Below are 16,639 nucleotides of genomic sequence, written 5' to 3'. Positions count from 1 at the left end.
TCCCGATTAAATGTCCAGAACTTGCGGTTGCTGTGCCGCATGATTGTGCTCAGTACCTGCATAAACTTTCAGTTTACGATACATTGCACGGCCCAGCGGACCCTTCGGCAGCATGCCTTTAACCGCGATTTCAATCACACGCTCAGGACTGCGGGCAATCATCTCTTCAAAGGTCGCTTGTTTGATACCACCGATGTGACCGGTGTGACGGTAATAAATCTTGTCTGTACGCTTGTTACCGGTTACGGCAACTTTTTCTGCGTTCAGAACGATGATGTAATCACCAGTATCAACGTGCGGGGTGTATTCCGCTTTATGCTTGCCGCGTAAGCGACTAGCCAGTTCAGTAGCGAGGCGACCCAAGGTCTTACCATTCGCGTCAACAACATACCAGTCGCGTTTTACAGTTTCTGGTTTAGCTGTGAAAGTTTTCATTATAAAAGCTTACCCAATTAATAAGTTACACGTTGGTGAACACCCAAACGTTCAAAAACAGTTGAGGCTCACACGACCATCAGTCCAGCAAACCTACCCCTTCGAATAGCCAATGCTGGCACTATACAAAGTTCTGGGAAAAAAACTTTGTTGTAACGTGGGGTCGCAAGATTATAGAGAAGTCGACGTCAAAGATCGAACTGTTTTTGGCAAGAAAGGTATAAATTAAACATGTTAAGTTAGGGCGAAGAATAATCGCCCTGCACAGAATAGCATTTTAGTCAGTTAAAAGTGAATAACTGCGGCGCAGATAGCTTTTACCACACGTGCGATTACGGTAAGTGCGGTAAAGAGAGGTATTCCTCACTTTGCATCTCTTGTAGCCGTGATAAACAACGCTGATATTCAAATTTAAGCCGCTCACCACAATAAATTTCGAACATTGATGCTTCCGCTGCAATGATCAATTTCACCCGCCGCTCATAAAACTCATCAACTAATGCCAAAAAGCGTCGAGCGGTATTTTCATCTTGCGTCGCCATTTTGTGGACATTATGCAGCAATACGGTGTGGTAAAGCTTAGACAGCGCGATGTAATCAAGTTGGCTGCGCGCCTCTTCGCATAATGTGTGGAAGTCTACGGCCAGCACGCCTTGCGCCGAGCAGATGGCAGACAAAGGTCGGTGATTGACCTCTAGAATAGGTGCTTTTTCGCCCTCTTTCTCTTTACCCGCAAGACCTGCAAGTTTGACGAAAATATCCTCCATAGCCTGCTCGGTTTGTGGATTGAGCGGCGTCAAATACAGGTTTGCCTGAGTCAATGTACGCAGACGATAGTCAATACCGGCATCAACATTCATCACATCACAATATTGTTTAATCAGTTCGATGGCAGGTACGAAACGCGCTCGCTGTAAACCGTTGCGGTACAAGTCATCCGGTGGAATATTGGAGGTTGCGACTAGGGTGATACCACGCGCAAACAGTGCTTCCAGCAATGTTGCCAGCAGCATGGCATCAGTAATATCCGAAACAAAGAACTCATCAAAACACAGCACATCCGTCTGCGCTTTGAAGCCATCAGCGATAATTTCTAACGGATTTTCATGACCTTGCAATGTTGTTAGCTCTTGATGCACTCGCAACATAAAACGGTGAAAATGCAGACGCAGCTTACGATCACCCGGCAAACTGTGGAAAAACAGATCCATCAGCCAGGTTTTGCCCCGCCCAACGCCCCCCCACATGTATAAACCTTGAGCCGGAAGTATTGGTATTTTTGGCGCGCTGCGGCCCAGTAAGCGCCCCAAGCGCCCTCGTATACCATGACTAGCCGCAGGGGTACGGTGTTGACTCAGTTCCTGATAAAGGGTGTCCAGTCGTGCTACGGTGCGCCGTTGAACATCGTCTGGTTGGTAGTCGCCGGCATCAATTGCCTGCTGGTAAAGTGCTATAGGTGAACTCGGTTGCATGTTTATCAATAATCCCTGATAAAATAATTATCTACTTTTGGCAGTACTTTCTTGCTGATTTATCGGGCAATCGCAGCATTTACCGACTTGGTCGCTGCAGAAAAAACCTAATAACCCTAGGCAAAGTTGCATCAGGATTCCACTCAGACAAGGTTAACGGTTATAGTGGGTATTATTAAGTGAAAAAGCCCTGCTGAACAATGAAGTCAAAAAAGGAGTCATCATGACCTGGGAGTATGCGCTTATTGGGTTGGTTGTTGGTATTGTGATTGGCGCGGTGGCTATGCGCTTTGGCAACCGTAAATTGCGTCAGCAGCAAGTGCTGCAAAATGAGCTGGAGAAGAGCAAAACAGATCTGGAAGAATACCGTCAGGAACTGGTTGGGCATTTTGCCCGCAGCGCAGAATTGCTTGATAATATGGCTCGCGACTATCGCCAGCTTTATCAACATATGGCGAAAAGCTCCAATAACTTATTGCCGGACTTGCCAATGCAAGATAATCCGTTCCGCTACCGTCTGACTGAATCTGAAGCTGATAATGATCAGGCACCGGTCAAAATGCCACCTCGCGATTACTCCGAAGGGGCATCAGGCTTACTACGCCCGGAACATCAGACTCGAGACTAAGCTAAATTTCTATCTATACCCTAAATAATTCAAGTTGTAGGAAGGCGGCAAGTGAGATAATCCCGATAAGCTTACTGTGGTAAGTGATTCGGATTATTGAGTGTAGCCAACTCACATGCGGCTTGAAGTATGACGGGGATATAAAGCTGACTACAGCACTCACCGCTGTAGTCAGCACATTTACACTTCTATACTTACCTCTTCTTGAATTGCTTTATCCTAACCCCTATATCAAGTGACATCTTAGGGTGCTTATTTTTAGAACAGCAGTAGCCTTTTGAAATAAGTGAATTTTTTAGCTAATTCAGAGTCTAAAATTTTAACAGGCCTGTAGCAGCCATCCCCCTATTCATTCACCGTTAGGTATTGAGAGAGTTCAAATCAATGAAGAAAAAGTCATTATTTCTTAGTGCATTGGCCATGAGTGTCGGCTTAGGTCTCGCATCTGTTCCTATGGTGAACGCAGCAGCTCTCCCTGCAGCCGTCGCAGGGCAATCAGTCCCAAGCTTGGCCCCTATGTTAGAAAAGGTGCTGCCAGCGGTCGTCAGCGTTCACGTTTCTGGTACTCAGGCACAGCAGCAGCGCTTGCCAGAAGAGTTCAAATTCTTCTTTGGCCCCAATGCGCCAACAGGTAAAGAGAGTAATCGCCCATTTGAAGGTTTAGGATCTGGTGTCATTATTAACGCGGAAAAAGGTTATATATTAACCAACAACCACGTTATCAATAACGCAGATAAAATTCGTGTTCAGCTCAATGATGGTCGTGAATATGATGCCAAACTACTGGGCCGTGACGAACAAACTGATATCGCTTTATTACAACTAACTGATGCCAAGAATTTGACCGCCATTAAAATCGCAGATTCTGACAACCTGCGAGTCGGTGATTTTGCAGTCGCCGTGGGCAACCCATTTGGTCTGGGGCAAACCGCGACCTCAGGTATTATTTCCGCACTGGGCCGCAGTGGTTTGAATCTGGAAGGGTTAGAAAACTTCATTCAGACTGATGCCTCTATCAACCGAGGTAACTCGGGTGGCGCGCTGGTTAACTTAAACGGCGAATTGATTGGGATTAACACCGCTATTTTGGCTCCAGGCGGCGGTAATATTGGTATTGGTTTCGCGATCCCAAGCAACATGGCGCAAAACCTCAGCCAGCAGTTGATTGAGTTTGGTGAAGTGAAGCGCGGCCTGCTGGGTATTCGTGGTAGTGAAATGACCGCTGACATGGCTAAAGCCTTTAATATTGATGCTCAGCGAGGTGCTTTCGTCAGTGAAGTCTTGCCAAAATCTGCAGCATCTAAAGCGGGTATAAAAGCGGGCGACGTCTTGGTTTCTGTGGATGGCAAACCTATCAGCAGCTTTGCTGAGTTACGCGCCAAAGTGGGCACCACCGGGCCGGGTAAAGCCATTAAAGTGGGCTTATTGCGCGAAGGCAAACCACTTGAAGTCACCGTCACTCTGGAGAACAGCAGCCCATCATCAACTAGCGCTGACACCTTATCCCCATCGTTGCAGGGTGCATCGCTGAGCAATGGCGAAATCAAAGGTGGCAGCAAGGGTGTTAAAGTTGAAAACGTGACGAAAGGTTCTCCGGCAGCACAGTCTGGCTTGCAGAAAGACGATGTGATAATTGCGGTAAACCGTGTGCGAGTTAAGGATATCGCCGAGTTACGTAAAGCTATTGAAGCCAAACCAGCTGTCATTGCACTGAATATTGTGCGCGGTGAAGAGAATATTTATCTTTTAATCCGCTAATTTGCAGAAAAATCGGACACAGCACAATGCTGTGTCCGTCAAACTCATGCTATTCTCCGGTTACCTATTCATTTATGCCTTAAAATTCATGTTTCTTAAGCTATTGCGTTCTATTATTTTGGGGCTAATTGTTGCCGGTATCTTGCTGGTCGCAATGCCTATGCTCCGCAGTCCGGGTCATTTTTTTTCCGGCAATGGTGATAGCGTAGATGAAGAGGTTCCTGCCAGTTATAATCAAGCAGTGCGCAGGGCTGCTCCTGCCGTTGTTAATGTTTATAACCGCAGCCTAAGCTCTACTCAGGATGGATTAGCCATTCGAACCTTGGGTTCTGGCGTCATCATGAGTGACAAGGGTTATATCCTTACCAATAAACACGTTATCAATAATGCTGAACAAATTATTGTCGCATTACAAAATGGCCGTATCTCTGAAGCATTGCTGGTCGGTTCAGATAACCTGACTGATTTAGCCGTTTTGAAAATTGATGCTGTAAACCTGCCTGTGATTCCCATTAATATTAATCGTGCTCCACACATTGGTGACGTCGTGCTGGCAATCGGTAACCCCTATAATCTCGGTCAAACCGTCACACAAGGTATTATCAGTGCCACTGGGCGTATTGGTTTAAGTGATTCTGGGCGGCAAAACTTCCTTCAGACAGATGCCTCAATCAACCAGGGTAATTCCGGTGGTGCGTTGGTAAATACCTTGGGTGAGTTGATGGGGATTAACACTCTGTCCTTTGATAAAAGCAGCAATGGCGAAACCCCAGAAGGAATTGGCTTTGCCATCCCGACGGCACTTGCAACCAAAGTGATGGAAAAACTGATTCGTGATGGGCGAGTTATTCGCGGCTATATTGGGATTACCGGCGAGGAATACCCGCCATTCAATGCCAGTGGCAATAGCGGCGAGCGAATCCACGGTATTAAAGTGAACAAGATATCGCCAAGTGGCCCGGCGGCAAATGCCAACTTACAAGTGGGCGATATTATTCTTAGCGTTAATAATAAGCCTGCAACATCCGTGATAGAAACCATGGACCAGGTGGCAGAGATTCGCCCTGGAACCACCATTCCGGTTTTATTATTACGTAATGGCCAACAAATCATGGCACAAATCACTATCAGCGAATTGGATCAAAACGAAGTTCTTAGTCAGCAACCTGCACCATAATTTCTCTTATGTATGGCTAAAAAAAATGCCAGCTCGATATCATCGACTGGCATTTTTATGACTCGATCAGAAAAGGCTTATTCGCCTTTTACACGTTCGATTTTAGCGCCTAGCGCACGCAATTTATCTTCGATACCTTCATAACCACGGTCGATATGATAAATACGGTCAACAATCGTTACCCCGTCAGCAATACAACCTGCGAGTACTAAACTAGCAGAAGCACGCAAATCGGTTGCCATGACCTGAGCTCCAGACAATTGCTCAACACCATAGCAAATCACAGTATTGCTCTCGATTTCTGCATGTGCGCCCATACGAATCAGTTCTGGCACATGCATAAAACGGTTTTCGAAAATAGTTTCGGTGATGACACCCGTCCCTTCAGCCACTAAATTCAATAAGCTGAACTGGGCCTGCATATCTGTTGGAAAACCTGGGTGTGGAGCCGTTCGCAAAGTAACCGCTTTAGGGCGTTTACCATGCATATCAAGGCTTATCCAGTCGTCGCCAACTTCAATATCAGCACCTGCTTCGCGCAGTTTAGCCAGTACGGCATCCAGCGTATCAGGGCGAGTCTGACGACAAACCACTTTGCCGCCCGAGATAGCAGCCGCAACCAGGAAAGTCCCGGTTTCAATACGGTCTGGCAGCACTCGATACACACCACCGCCCAAACGAGCAACGCCTTCGATGGTGATACGGTCGGTGCCTGCACCACTGATTTTAGCGCCCAGCGTATTCAAGAAATTCGCTGTATCGACAATTTCTGGCTCGCGAGCAGCATTTTCAATGACCGTGGTACCTTCCGCCAAGGTTGCAGCGCTCATAATGGTCACGGTTGCGCCAACACTGACTTTATCCATCACGATATGTGCCGCTTTCAGACGACCATTGACAGAGGCTTTAACGTAACCTTCTTCCAGCTTAATTTCAGCACTCAGCTGTTCCAAACCGGTGATATGCAAATCGACTGGGCGTGCGCCGATAGCACAACCACCCGGTAATGAGACCTGCCCTTTACCAAAGCGAGCAACCAGTGGGCCCAATGCCCAAATAGAGGCACGCATGGTCTTAACCAAATCGTACGGTGCGCAGAACTCATCCACCCCACTAGCATCAACAAAAACCGAGCCAGAAACAGCGTCACGCTCAATTTTGACGCCTAATTGGCTTAGCAACTTAATGGTGGTATCAATATCTTTTAGCTTTGGGACATTTTGCAACTCAACCGGCTCTTCCGCTAATAACGCAGCAAATAATATCGGTAATGCCGCGTTTTTTGCTCCGGAAATGGTGACTTCACCGCTTAGGCGGGTCCGCCCCTGCACACGAAACTTATCCATTGTGACCACTCTTTGTTGTCAAATTCGAATTCACCGCCCGCTTAAGAAACTGCCGGTAGACTAGACTGTAGGCAGTTTTGAAGCCAGTAGCATTAAAAGCCGTTTAGTTTGCGATCCCGCTGCCACTCTTGTGGCGTATAGGCCTTAATCGATAAGGCATGAATACGGTTATCAGCGATATATTCCATCAAAGGCGCGTACACAGCCTGCTGTTTTTTCACCCGGCTCATATCGGCAAATAAGTCACCCACAGCAATCACCTGAAAGTGGCTGCCGTCACCGGTAACATGAGCTTCTTGTAATGCCAATGCTTGCATCAGCACGTCTTTAATTTCGTTAGTATCCATAAGATTCATTCTATTTTATAAGGATCATAGCCAGTTCAACATATTAGTGGAATACGGCTTTCTCTGAAACTAAAGAAAAGCCCCTGTTTTGCTATTGCACACAGAGGCTTGAAAACTTTAGTTATTTGCTTTGTGAATAAACGACACAAAATAGCGCTAACTTAATGCTACTTGCTATGTGTTGCTTGTTTCTACAGGGGTGATTGTTTCTACCGGGATGACGTCACGCAGATTGTACAGTTCAATCAAGGTAGATAGCCGATCACTGACACCGATAATCGCTAGTGAGCCGCCTTGTTTGCTGCGCAATTCACGAAAGTGAACCAGTAGCGCCAGACCAGATGAGTCAACACGACGTAATTGGCTCACATCAATGCGCGTCTTATCGGTCAATAATGCTTCACGCTGTTGCCACAGAGGTAACAGCGTTTCGCGATCCAATTCACCTTGCAGTACCAGCGTTTCCTGCTGAGACTGCCAATTCAGCTCATCTGCCATAATCACTGCTTATCCAGAGTTATCGGCTGTTTCGCGGCAATCAGCAATTGTTGAGTCAAACCATCTACACCTTTCTGACGCAAGATAGAAGCCCACTCATTTTGCTTGGTACTGATCATGCTAACCCCTTCGGCTATCATGTCATACGCCTGCCAGTGGCCAGTTTGGCTATTTTTACGCCATTGGAAATCTAAACGCACTGGCGGACGACCATTAGGGTCAAGGATAGTCACGCGAATGGCAACAATATTGGCATCACCCAACGGTTGGTCCGGTGCAACATCGTAAGTTTGGCCGTGATATAGCGCCAAGGCCTGACCATATGCCTGTTCCAGATATTGGCTGAATGCATTGAAATACGCCTCGCGCTGTGCAGGTGTAGCGGCTTTGTAATAGCTGCCCAGTACTAACGCACCTGCATATTTAATCTGAACGAATGGCAATAACTCTTCACGTACGATCGTACGCAAATAGTCTGGATTCTGTTTAATTTTCGCTTGTTCAGTTTTCAGGCGCGTGAAGGTTCTTTGCGCGGCTTCATCCATCAGACGGTATGGGTTGGTCTGATCGACAGCATTCGCCAGTGGGGCGACCACCAACAATGCGACCATAAGTAAACGTTTAAACATTCAGATACCCTCTCAAGGATGTTGGGTTGCAGGTAAGCCGCCATTTGCTGCCGCGGATGCTGATGCAGCAGTTGGTTCACTGGCTGGCGTACCAGAATTACCATCACCGCTACTCTTGTACAAGAACTGGCCGATAAGGTCTTCCAGAACCAAAGCAGATTTGGTGTCTTGAATAACACCACCATCTTTCAAAATACCGGTGCCCATATCGGGGTCTTCAAAGCCGACATTGAGTGCCAAGAACTGTTCACCCAATAAACCTGAAGTACGTACCGCCAGGGAGCTGGTGTCTGGGATATGGTTATAGCGCTGCTGGATATCCATCGCCACACGTGGGCTATAATTTTTGGTATCCAGCGTTATCTCAGCGATCCGACCCACTACGACACCACCAATTTTGACTGGGGAATTGTTTTTCAGGCCACCAATATTGTCAAAAGTGGCATAAATCCGATAAGTCGGCTGATTGCCCACTGCTTTGATATCGGCCACTTTTAAGCAGAGGAACACGACCGCCAGAATAGCAATCAGTATAAACGCCCCTACCCAGACTTCACTTTTCTTCGTTTGCATCGACTCAGTTCCCAAACATCAGTGCTGTCAGCACAAAATCTAATCCCAATACCGCCAGTGACGAATGCACCACAGTACGGGTCGTTGCCCGGCTAATCCCTTCAGATGTTGGGACTGCATCATAACCGTTAAATAGCGCAATCCACGTCACGGTAATAGCAAATACCAGGCTTTTAATCAGGCAATTCAGTAAATCTGTACGCCACTCAACGGCATTTTGCATCGCTGACCAGAAGAAACCGCCGTCAATCCCCTTCCAGTCGACACCGACTACAGAGCCGCCCCAGATGCCTACAGCGACAAAGATAGCCGTCAATAGTGGCATACTGATAAGCCCTGCCCAGAACCGGGGAGCAACCACCCTCCGCAGAGGGTCAATCGCCATCATTTCCAGGCTGGAAATCTGCTCTGTGGCTTTCATCAGACCAATTTCTGCCGTCAGGGCTGAACCGGCACGGCCAGCAAAGAGCAATGCCGTCACTACTGGCCCCAACTCTCGCAGTAATGATAAAGAAACCATCATCCCGAGGCTGGCTTCCGCACTGTAAGTGGTGAGGATCAAAAAGCCCTGCAAGCCCAAAACCATACCGATAAACAGACCGGAAACCACAATAATCAGTAAGGATTGCACCCCAACGCTATATAGCTGCTTGACCAATAATGGCCACTGTTTTCGCGGTTCAGGCCGGCCAACCAGCGCATTAAATAGCATTAAACCCGCGCGACCAAAGGATGCGCAGACATTAATGCCCCGGCGACCTAGAGACGCCAAAGCCTGTACTAACATGAATACTCCATCAGCCTAACAGCTCAGTTTTATAATCACCCGCCGGAAAACGGAACGGCACCGGCCCGTCGGCAATACCATCAAGGAACTGACGCACCCGCATATCGTCATTGGCTTGTAGCTGCTCGGGTGTTCCTTCAGCAATCACATGCTGATCTGCCACTATATAAGCATAATCAGCAATGCTCAGCACTTCCGGTACATCGTGGGAAACCACCACACAAGTGACTCCCAGTGCATGATTCAGCTCATCAATCAGCTTTACCAGTACGCCCATGGTAATAGGGTCCTGACCGACAAAAGGCTCATCAAACATAATTAATTCCGGATCAAGAGCAATTGCTCGCGCCAACGCAGCACGACGAGCCATACCGCCTGAAAGCTCAGCTGGCATTAAATTAGCCGCACCACGTAACCCCACGGCTTCTAACTTCATCATCACCGTGCTGTGCAGCAACTCTTCGGGCAAATGGCTATGCTCCCGTAATGGGAAAGCCACATTCTCAAATACCGTTAAATCGGTGAATAACGCCCCCGATTGAAACAACATGCTCATTTTCTTGCGCACATCATACAAACGCTGACGAGAAAGCGCCGGAATATTATCGCCATCGAACCAGATTTCACCGGTATCTGGTGCAAGTTGCCCGCCAATGAGGCGCAGCAGTGTGGTTTTACCAATCCCCGAAGGCCCCATAATCGCCGTGACTTTGCCGCGCGGGACCGTCATGTTGATATCGGCGAATATCGGGCGCTCACCACGGGTAAAACTCATCCCGCGGATCTCTATCAAATTCGACGCCAGTTGGTTCATTATCATTCGTCCCTTAGGCCTTTTTATGGCTCATCTAGCGCCAATGTTACAGCAAATGGCGATAACGAGCGCAATTGAGAAGTATTCTGACAATTTATTAACGCTTTTTCGTAGCCAAAGTTGCCATAAGTTTTACTTTTCTGGCTCTCACAGTCAAAATTAGGAGGTAACCCAGATTAGCGTAAAGCGCTTTTAGTGATGTCGACCATCGGTTACCAATAGCCAGTTTATGCCAACGGATCGGTATTATACCTAATAAAGGACTCTGCATGTTTCTTGCAATAACACTATTAATCATTGGCTTGGTGCTATTAGTGTACGGCGCTGACCGATTAGTTTATGGCGCAGCGGTGTTAGCCCGTTCTTTCGGTATCCCGCCACTCATTATCGGGATAACCATTGTAGGTATTGGCACCTCGCTGCCGGAACTGATTGTGTCCGTCACTGCTGCGCTGAATAACCAAACGGATATGGCCGTTGGCAATGTACTGGGTTCTAATATTACCAATCTCTTGCTGATTGTGGGTGGTGCCGCCCTGATACGCCCACTGACCGTGCGCTCAGAGATTTTACGTCGCGAGTTACCCTTGATGTTGGTCGTGACGGTATTGTGTGGTTTCTTGCTGGCAGATAACCATCTTAGTCGGGGCGATGGCGTTATATTGCTCTTGGCAGCCGCCGCGTTTATTGTCCTGATGGTAAAAATTGCCCGTCTGGCCCATTCGCAAGGAAATGACATTTTCACTCGCGAACAATTGGCGGAATTACCGCAAGACAGCAGTAATACCGTCGCATTATTATGGCTGGTGCTGGCCTTCATTATTTTGCCGCTGTCAGCCAAAATGATTATCGACAATGCCACTGTTATCGCCAGAGTCGCGGGAGTCAGCGAACTGGTCATCGGGCTGACTGTTATTGCCATCGGTACCAGTTTACCTGAATTGGCGACATTCATCGCGGGCGCATTGAAAGGTGAAGATGATATGGCGGTTGGTAATATCATCGGCTCAAATATTTTTAATATCGTTATTGTATTAGGCGTTCCCGCATTACTGTCCCCTGGTGATATCAACCCCGAAGCGTTCCAGCGAGATTATTGGGTCATGCTCGGTGTCAGTGTGATATTCACTGTACTTTGTTTGGGGCGTAAACATCGAATCGGCCATATGGCAGGCGCTCTGTTATTATGTGGGTTTATTGCCTACCTGGCGGTGCTACTTTTTACTCCCTTTAGTGCCGCATAACATAAACAATGCCGCATACAGGAACCCAGTATGTCTTCTTCTGATTTACAGCCGAGTATGGATTTACAACCAAGAGTAGATTTCCAACAGGCGGGTAAACAAGTTCTACAGATTGAGCGCGAAGGGTTGGCACAGCTTGATCAATATATTAACGATGATTTTACCGAAGCTTGTGAGGCAATATTTAACTGCCACGGTAAAGTTGTCGTTATGGGGATGGGTAAATCTGGCCATATCGGATGCAAAATGGCCGCGACTTTCGCCAGCACCGGCACTCCGTCATTCTTTGTCCATCCCGGCGAGGCCAGCCATGGCGACTTGGGGATGATCACGCCGCAAGATATTGTATTAGCCATATCCAACTCGGGTGAGTCCAACGAGATTCTGGCTTTGATCCCGGTACTTAAACGCCAGAAAATTCAGCTTATTTGCATGAGCAACAACCCTGAAAGCACTATGGGTAAAGCGGCTGATATTCACTTGTGTATCAAAGTGCCGCAAGAGGCCTGCCCGCTGGGATTAGCACCGACCACCAGCACCACGGCAACATTAGTGATGGGTGATGCGCTCGCCGTGGCCTTGCTACAGGCCCGGGGCTTCACGCAAGAAGACTTTGCACTCTCCCATCCGGGGGGCGCACTGGGGCGCAAGTTGTTATTACGAATCAGCGATATCATGCATACCGGAGCCGACATTCCTCACGTCAGCCCTGATGCCTCATTACGCGACGCATTACTGGAAATTACTCGGAAAAATCTGGGTTTAACCGTAATCTGTGATGACTTAATGATGATTAAAGGTATCTTTACCGATGGTGATTTGCGCCGGGTATTTGATATGGGTATTGATTTGAATAATGCGAAAATCGCCGATGTGATGACCAGCGGTGGCATTCGAGTTCGTCCCTCCTTGTTGGCAGTAGATGCTCTCAACCTAATGGAGTCACGTCATATTACTGCGGTGTTAGTCGCCGATGGTGACCAATTGCTGGGTGTGGTGCATATGCACGACATGCTGAGAGCCGGTGTCGTTTAATAAAAGGTAAATTATGAGTAGCATTGTATATCTGGACACATGCTATGGCCCGGTGGCTAGCAGCGTTATGGAACGTGCGGCCAACATTCGCTTATTGATCTGTGATGTTGATGGCGTCATGTCAGATGGCCTGATTTATATGGGCAATCAGGGTGAAGAGCTGAAAGCTTTCAATGTGCGGGATGGCTATGGTATTCGCTGCCTGATAACCTCCGGTATCGAAGTGGCTATTATTACTGGCCGTAACGCCAAATTGCTGGAAGACCGTGCCAACACTTTAGGTATTACCCACCTTTATCAAGGGCAATCTGATAAGCTGGTCGCCTATAACGAGTTATTAGTCGCCTTAAAATGTCTGCCTGAGCAAGTTGCTTATATCGGCGATGATCTGATTGATTGGCCGGTGATGGCACAAGTCGGTTTATCTGTCGCGGTGGCGGATGCCCATCCATTGCTCATTCCCAAGGCGCATTATGTTACACACATCAATGGCGGCCGCGGTGCAGTACGCGAGTTATGTGATTTGATATTATTGGCCCAAGGTAAACTCGAAGGTGCCAAAGGATTGTCGATATGAGTAAAACAAGACTATGGATAACTTTATCCTTAGCACTGATTGCTTTAGCCCTGATTGGCTGGAACATTTCCGGTTTTAATCAAAAAGATACACAAGCTACGATTGATGATAATGAACCCTCATCGCAAAGCCAGCATACGGTGACGGTAGTTTTTAATCCGGTCGGGCAACTGAATTATAAATTGGTGGCAGAAGAGGTTAAGAACTTCAGCGCACAGGAGCTGACCTGGTTTACCAAGCCGGTGATGACGATGTTCGATGAGCATGCTGTCGCCACTTGGACAGTACGAGCAGATCGCGCCAAGCTGACCGATGATAAGATGCTTTATTTGTATGGTCATGTTGAGGTTGATAGCCTAACCCCTGACGCACAGTTACAAAAAATTAAAACTGATAACGCCCAGGTTAATTTGATCACTCAGGATGTATTCTCCGATGATGAAGTTACCCTCTTTGGTGTTGGATTTACATCTAACGGCATGAAAATGCGTGGCAACTTGCGGGATAAAACCGCCGAGCTGATTGAAAAGGTTAAAACCTCTTATGAAATCCAAAAATAAAATTCTTCATCTTTTGCTTGCCAGCTCACTTTTGGCCGCAAGCCTGCCCGCGTTAGCGTTAACCGGCGATACTGATCAGCCCGTCCTGGTCGACTCGGTTAAACAAGCATTGGATATGGGGGCCAATACAGTCACCTTTACCGATAATGTGGTTATCAAGCAAGGTACCATTGAGATTAAGGCTGATAAAGTCGTGGTGACCCGCCCTGGCGGCGATCAGAGCAAAATGGTCATCGAAGGTTTTGGTAATCCCGTGACTTTCTATCAGATGCAAGATAGCGGCAAACCGGTTAAAGGCCACGGCCAGAAACTGCGTTACGAAGTCGCTAATGATTTTGTGGTCTTGACCGGTAATGCCTATCTGGAGCAGCTTGATAGTAATATCAAAGGTGATCGCATCACGTATCTGGTGAAAAAACAGCAGATGGAAGCCTTCAGTGATAAAGGCAAACGTGTTACCACCGTGCTATTACCGTCTCAATTACAAGATAAAGGGCCAGCAGCTTCAGGCCAAAAGAAGAGTAAATAATCATTTATGGCAACATTAATCGCAGAAAAACTGGCTAAGGCGTATAAAGGCCGTAAAGTGGTCGAAGACGTTAGCCTGAAAGTAAAATCCGGTGAAATTGTCGGTTTACTTGGGCCGAACGGTGCGGGTAAGACCACCACTTTTTATATGGTCGTCGGCATTGTCCAGCGTGATGCCGGGCGCATTGTGATTGATGACGAAGATATCAGCCTCTTGCCGTTACATGAGCGCGCCCTGCGCGGGATTGGCTATTTGCCGCAAGAAGCCTCTATCTTCCGCCGTCTGAGTGTCTTTAACAATTTGATGGCGGTGCTGGAAATCCGTAAAGACCTCTCATCTGAGCAACGTCAGGAGCGGGCTGATGAGTTAATGGAAGAGTTCCATATTACTCATTTACGTGACAGTCTGGGCCAATCGCTTTCCGGCGGTGAACGCCGCCGTGTCGAAATCGCCCGTGCGCTGGCTGCCAATCCCAAATTTATTCTGCTGGATGAGCCGTTTGCCGGGGTTGATCCGATTTCTGTTATTGATATCAAAAAGATAATTGAGCATCTGCGCGACAGCGGCCTCGGTGTACTGATTACCGACCATAATGTGCGTGAGACGCTAGACGTTTGTGAGCGGGCTTATATTGTAAGCCAAGGGCATTTAATCGCTCACGGCACACCACAGGAAATTTTGGCTGACGAACAAGTTAAACGTGTTTATCTGGGCGAAGAATTCCGTCTTTAATCCAATACCAGACACTGTTAATGATTTTGTTAGTCATCAGGAAAATTGATACCGCATTATGAAGCAAGGTTTGCAACTCAAGTTCAGCCAACAACTGGCTATGACTCCACAGCTGCAGCAGGCTATTCGCCTGTTGCAACTTTCTACGCTAGAACTCCAGCAGGAGATTCAGTTAGCGCTGGAGAGCAACCCCCTGCTTGAGCAAACTGATCTTCATGAAGAGATAGATGCAAAAGAAACAATAGACAGTGAATCGCTTGATACCCGCGAAGCACTGGAACAGAAAGATATGCCGGAAGAGTTACCACTGGATGCGACTTGGGATGAAATTTATACCGCAGGCACGCCATCAGGTATGGGCAATGATTACAGCGACGACGAACTGCCGGTCTATCAGGGGGAAACCACTCAAACTCTCCAAGACTATTTGATGTGGCAAGTAGACTTGACCCCGTTCTCAGAAACTGATGCCGCCATTGCAACGTCGATCGTCGATGCGGTTGATGAAACTGGCTATCTCACTGTGTCACTGGAAGACATTCTGGAAAGCATGGGGGATGAGAATGTCGCATTGGACGAAGTCGAAGCTGTACTCAAGCGAATACAACACTTTGATCCCATTGGCGTAGCCGCGCGTAACCTGCGCGAGTGTCTATTGGTACAGCTATCGCAATATGACAAAGATACCCCCTATCTCGCTGAAGCACGTTTGGTCATTAGCGAATATCTGGATTTGCTAGGCAACCATGATTTCCGTACGATGATTCGTTTAAGTCGGCTAAAAGAAGATACACTTAAAGAAGCCATTGCTCTGATTCAGTCACTGGATCCGCGCCCGGGTCAGTCTATCAATACAGGGGAATCTGAGTATGTGATTCCAGATGTTCTGGTACGAAAAGACAAAGGGCACTGGACGGTCGAGCTTAATGCCGATAGCATTCCACGCCTGAAAATCAACCAACAGTACGCAGCGATGGGCAGCAATACCCGTAATGACAGTGATGGGCAGTTCATCCGTAGCAATTTGCAAGAAGCAAAATGGTTGATAAAAAGCCTTGAGAGCCGCAATGAAACGCTATTGAAAGTAGCACGTTGCATTGTAGAGCAGCAGGTAGCTTTTTTTGACAATGGGCCTGAATTTATGAAACCCATGGTGCTGGCAGACATTGCCCAAGCCGTGGATATGCATGAGTCGACAATTTCCCGAGTAACTACGCAGAAGTTCCTGCACAGTCCTCGAGGAATTTTCGAACTGAAATATTTCTTCTCCAGCCATGTCAATACAGATAGCGGAGGCGAAGCTTCTTCTACTGCGATTCGTGCACTGGTGAAAAAATTGGTTGCGGCAGAAAATCCAGCCAAACCACTTAGTGACAGTAAACTGACCACACTATTATGTGAACAAGGCATTATGGTGGCTCGGCGAACCGTCGCGAAGTATCGAGAGTCGTTATCCATCCCGCCGTCAAACCAGCGTAAACAGTTGGTTTGACCTGAA

The 16,639-nt window shown here is 47.5% G+C and carries 19 protein-coding genes; 10 read left to right on the top strand and 9 right to left on the bottom strand.

Translation table 11 applies throughout. The annotated features are described in order from the left end of the window. Positions 1–6: 6 nt before the first annotated feature. On the bottom strand, positions 7–435 hold the full coding sequence (rplM, locus tag ACF3VQ_RS02325; protein ID WP_004710905.1) for a 50S ribosomal protein L13: 429 nt from the start codon (positions 433–435) through the stop codon (positions 7–9). 332 nt (positions 436–767) lie between these two features. Continuing rightward, entirely contained in the window at positions 768–1,907 is a 1,140-nt protein-coding gene (gene zapE, locus ACF3VQ_RS02320; protein ID WP_392433236.1) for a cell division protein ZapE, read from the bottom strand. A gap of 223 nt (positions 1,908–2,130) precedes the next feature. Between zapE and zapG the strand changes: the two genes are divergently transcribed. From zapG to degS, 3 genes are all read left to right on the top strand, one after another. Then, positions 2,131–2,535 carry a Z-ring associated protein ZapG gene (gene zapG, locus ACF3VQ_RS02315; protein ID WP_005162428.1) on the top strand — a complete coding sequence of 135 codons (405 nt, stop codon included), beginning with the start codon at positions 2,131–2,133 and terminating at the stop codon, positions 2,533–2,535. Positions 2,536–2,919: 384 nt separating this feature from the next. After that, positions 2,920–4,293: a serine endoprotease DegQ gene (gene degQ / locus ACF3VQ_RS02310; RefSeq protein ID WP_392433235.1), complete on the top strand. Its 1,374-nt coding sequence runs from the start codon at positions 2,920–2,922 to the stop codon at positions 4,291–4,293. Between the two features lie 88 nt (positions 4,294–4,381). Then, positions 4,382–5,470 (top strand): outer membrane-stress sensor serine endopeptidase DegS, encoded by a 1,089-nt coding sequence (gene degS, locus ACF3VQ_RS02305; protein WP_392435413.1) that lies wholly within the window; start codon positions 4,382–4,384, stop codon positions 5,468–5,470. Positions 5,471–5,547: 77 nt separating this feature from the next. On the opposite strand, the gene murA is transcribed toward degS, so the two are convergent. The 7 genes from murA to mlaF form a co-directional block, all read right to left on the bottom strand. Then, positions 5,548–6,816, bottom strand: a complete 1,269-nt coding sequence (gene murA / locus ACF3VQ_RS02300; protein ID WP_392433234.1) for a UDP-N-acetylglucosamine 1-carboxyvinyltransferase — start codon at positions 6,814–6,816, stop codon at positions 5,548–5,550. Between the two features lie 92 nt (positions 6,817–6,908). Next, positions 6,909–7,163 carry a BolA family iron metabolism protein IbaG gene (ibaG, locus tag ACF3VQ_RS02295; RefSeq protein WP_050087609.1) on the bottom strand — a complete coding sequence of 85 codons (255 nt, stop codon included), beginning with the start codon at positions 7,161–7,163 and terminating at the stop codon, positions 6,909–6,911. A gap of 174 nt (positions 7,164–7,337) precedes the next feature. Next, on the bottom strand, positions 7,338–7,661 hold the full coding sequence (gene mlaB, locus ACF3VQ_RS02290; RefSeq protein ID WP_392433233.1) for a lipid asymmetry maintenance protein MlaB: 324 nt from the start codon (positions 7,659–7,661) through the stop codon (positions 7,338–7,340). A 2-nt stretch (positions 7,662–7,663) separates the two neighbouring features. After that, positions 7,664–8,290, bottom strand: a complete 627-nt coding sequence (mlaC, locus tag ACF3VQ_RS02285; RefSeq protein WP_005162447.1) for a phospholipid-binding protein MlaC — start codon at positions 8,288–8,290, stop codon at positions 7,664–7,666. A 12-nt stretch (positions 8,291–8,302) separates the two neighbouring features. Beyond that, the gene (gene mlaD / locus ACF3VQ_RS02280) at positions 8,303–8,863 is read right to left on the bottom strand and encodes an outer membrane lipid asymmetry maintenance protein MlaD (protein ID WP_392433232.1); all 561 of its coding nucleotides are present in this window, start codon (positions 8,861–8,863) and stop codon (positions 8,303–8,305) included. A 4-nt stretch (positions 8,864–8,867) separates the two neighbouring features. Then, complete coding sequence (gene mlaE / locus ACF3VQ_RS02275) at positions 8,868–9,650, bottom strand: lipid asymmetry maintenance ABC transporter permease subunit MlaE (protein WP_005188437.1); 783 nt, start codon at positions 9,648–9,650, stop codon at positions 8,868–8,870. A gap of 10 nt (positions 9,651–9,660) precedes the next feature. Beyond that, entirely contained in the window at positions 9,661–10,464 is an 804-nt protein-coding gene (mlaF, locus tag ACF3VQ_RS02270; protein WP_019080047.1) for a phospholipid ABC transporter ATP-binding protein MlaF, read from the bottom strand. A gap of 269 nt (positions 10,465–10,733) precedes the next feature. On the opposite strand from mlaF, the gene ACF3VQ_RS02265 reads away from it, so the two are divergent. From ACF3VQ_RS02265 to rpoN, 7 genes are read left to right on the top strand one after another with little or no spacing between them, the layout of a single operon-like run. After that, the gene (locus ACF3VQ_RS02265; protein WP_392433231.1) at positions 10,734–11,708 is read left to right on the top strand and encodes a calcium/sodium antiporter; all 975 of its coding nucleotides are present in this window, start codon (positions 10,734–10,736) and stop codon (positions 11,706–11,708) included. Between the two features lie 30 nt (positions 11,709–11,738). Continuing rightward, complete coding sequence (kdsD, locus tag ACF3VQ_RS02260; RefSeq protein WP_392433230.1) at positions 11,739–12,743, top strand: arabinose-5-phosphate isomerase KdsD; 1,005 nt, start codon at positions 11,739–11,741, stop codon at positions 12,741–12,743. Between the two features lie 13 nt (positions 12,744–12,756). Beyond that, positions 12,757–13,320 (top strand): 3-deoxy-manno-octulosonate-8-phosphatase KdsC, encoded by a 564-nt coding sequence (gene kdsC / locus ACF3VQ_RS02255; RefSeq protein WP_392433229.1) that lies wholly within the window; start codon positions 12,757–12,759, stop codon positions 13,318–13,320. Next, a complete protein-coding gene (gene lptC, locus ACF3VQ_RS02250) occupies positions 13,317–13,880 on the top strand; it encodes an LPS export ABC transporter periplasmic protein LptC (protein ID WP_392433228.1) in 564 nt (187 codons plus the stop codon). Before kdsC ends, lptC begins: the two co-directional genes overlap by 4 nt. Next, positions 13,864–14,409 (top strand): lipopolysaccharide ABC transporter substrate-binding protein LptA, encoded by a 546-nt coding sequence (lptA, locus tag ACF3VQ_RS02245; protein WP_392433227.1) that lies wholly within the window; start codon positions 13,864–13,866, stop codon positions 14,407–14,409. Before lptC ends, lptA begins: the two co-directional genes overlap by 17 nt. Positions 14,410–14,415: 6 nt before the next feature. Next, positions 14,416–15,141 carry an LPS export ABC transporter ATP-binding protein gene (gene lptB / locus ACF3VQ_RS02240; RefSeq protein ID WP_004392029.1) on the top strand — a complete coding sequence of 242 codons (726 nt, stop codon included), beginning with the start codon at positions 14,416–14,418 and terminating at the stop codon, positions 15,139–15,141. A gap of 58 nt (positions 15,142–15,199) precedes the next feature. Then, the gene (gene rpoN / locus ACF3VQ_RS02235) at positions 15,200–16,633 is read left to right on the top strand and encodes an RNA polymerase factor sigma-54 (protein ID WP_392433226.1); all 1,434 of its coding nucleotides are present in this window, start codon (positions 15,200–15,202) and stop codon (positions 16,631–16,633) included. Positions 16,634–16,639 lie beyond the last annotated feature (6 nt).

The organism is Yersinia fenwicki, from assembly GCF_043099325.1.
Classification (GTDB): Bacteria; Pseudomonadota; Gammaproteobacteria; order Enterobacterales; family Enterobacteriaceae; genus Yersinia.
This window is presented reverse-complemented; position numbering and strand designations above follow the sequence as displayed.

What these genes read in the sequence shown, in the direction of transcription:
- rplM (WP_004710905.1), bottom strand. Translation starts at nt 435, where the DNA reads ATGAAAACTTTCACAGCTAAACCAGAAACTGTAAAACGCGACTGGTAT.
- zapE (WP_392433236.1), bottom strand. Translation starts at nt 1,907, where the DNA reads ATGCAACCGAGTTCACCTATAGCACTTTACCAGCAGGCAATTGATGCC.
- zapG (WP_005162428.1), top strand. Translation starts at nt 2,131, where the DNA reads ATGACCTGGGAGTATGCGCTTATTGGGTTGGTTGTTGGTATTGTGATT.
- degQ (WP_392433235.1), top strand. Translation starts at nt 2,920, where the DNA reads ATGAAGAAAAAGTCATTATTTCTTAGTGCATTGGCCATGAGTGTCGGC.
- degS (WP_392435413.1), top strand. Translation starts at nt 4,382, where the DNA reads ATGTTTCTTAAGCTATTGCGTTCTATTATTTTGGGGCTAATTGTTGCC.
- murA (WP_392433234.1), bottom strand. Translation starts at nt 6,816, where the DNA reads ATGGATAAGTTTCGTGTGCAGGGGCGGACCCGCCTAAGCGGTGAAGTC.
- ibaG (WP_050087609.1), bottom strand. Translation starts at nt 7,163, where the DNA reads ATGGATACTAACGAAATTAAAGACGTGCTGATGCAAGCATTGGCATTA.
- mlaB (WP_392433233.1), bottom strand. Translation starts at nt 7,661, where the DNA reads ATGGCAGATGAGCTGAATTGGCAGTCTCAGCAGGAAACGCTGGTACTG.
- mlaC (WP_005162447.1), bottom strand. Translation starts at nt 8,290, where the DNA reads ATGTTTAAACGTTTACTTATGGTCGCATTGTTGGTGGTCGCCCCACTG.
- mlaD (WP_392433232.1), bottom strand. Translation starts at nt 8,863, where the DNA reads ATGCAAACGAAGAAAAGTGAAGTCTGGGTAGGGGCGTTTATACTGATT.
- mlaE (WP_005188437.1), bottom strand. Translation starts at nt 9,650, where the DNA reads ATGTTAGTACAGGCTTTGGCGTCTCTAGGTCGCCGGGGCATTAATGTC.
- mlaF (WP_019080047.1), bottom strand. Translation starts at nt 10,464, where the DNA reads ATGAACCAACTGGCGTCGAATTTGATAGAGATCCGCGGGATGAGTTTT.
- ACF3VQ_RS02265 (WP_392433231.1), top strand. Translation starts at nt 10,734, where the DNA reads ATGTTTCTTGCAATAACACTATTAATCATTGGCTTGGTGCTATTAGTG.
- kdsD (WP_392433230.1), top strand. Translation starts at nt 11,739, where the DNA reads ATGTCTTCTTCTGATTTACAGCCGAGTATGGATTTACAACCAAGAGTA.
- kdsC (WP_392433229.1), top strand. Translation starts at nt 12,757, where the DNA reads ATGAGTAGCATTGTATATCTGGACACATGCTATGGCCCGGTGGCTAGC.
- lptC (WP_392433228.1), top strand. Translation starts at nt 13,317, where the DNA reads ATGAGTAAAACAAGACTATGGATAACTTTATCCTTAGCACTGATTGCT.
- lptA (WP_392433227.1), top strand. Translation starts at nt 13,864, where the DNA reads ATGAAATCCAAAAATAAAATTCTTCATCTTTTGCTTGCCAGCTCACTT.
- lptB (WP_004392029.1), top strand. Translation starts at nt 14,416, where the DNA reads ATGGCAACATTAATCGCAGAAAAACTGGCTAAGGCGTATAAAGGCCGT.
- rpoN (WP_392433226.1), top strand. Translation starts at nt 15,200, where the DNA reads ATGAAGCAAGGTTTGCAACTCAAGTTCAGCCAACAACTGGCTATGACT.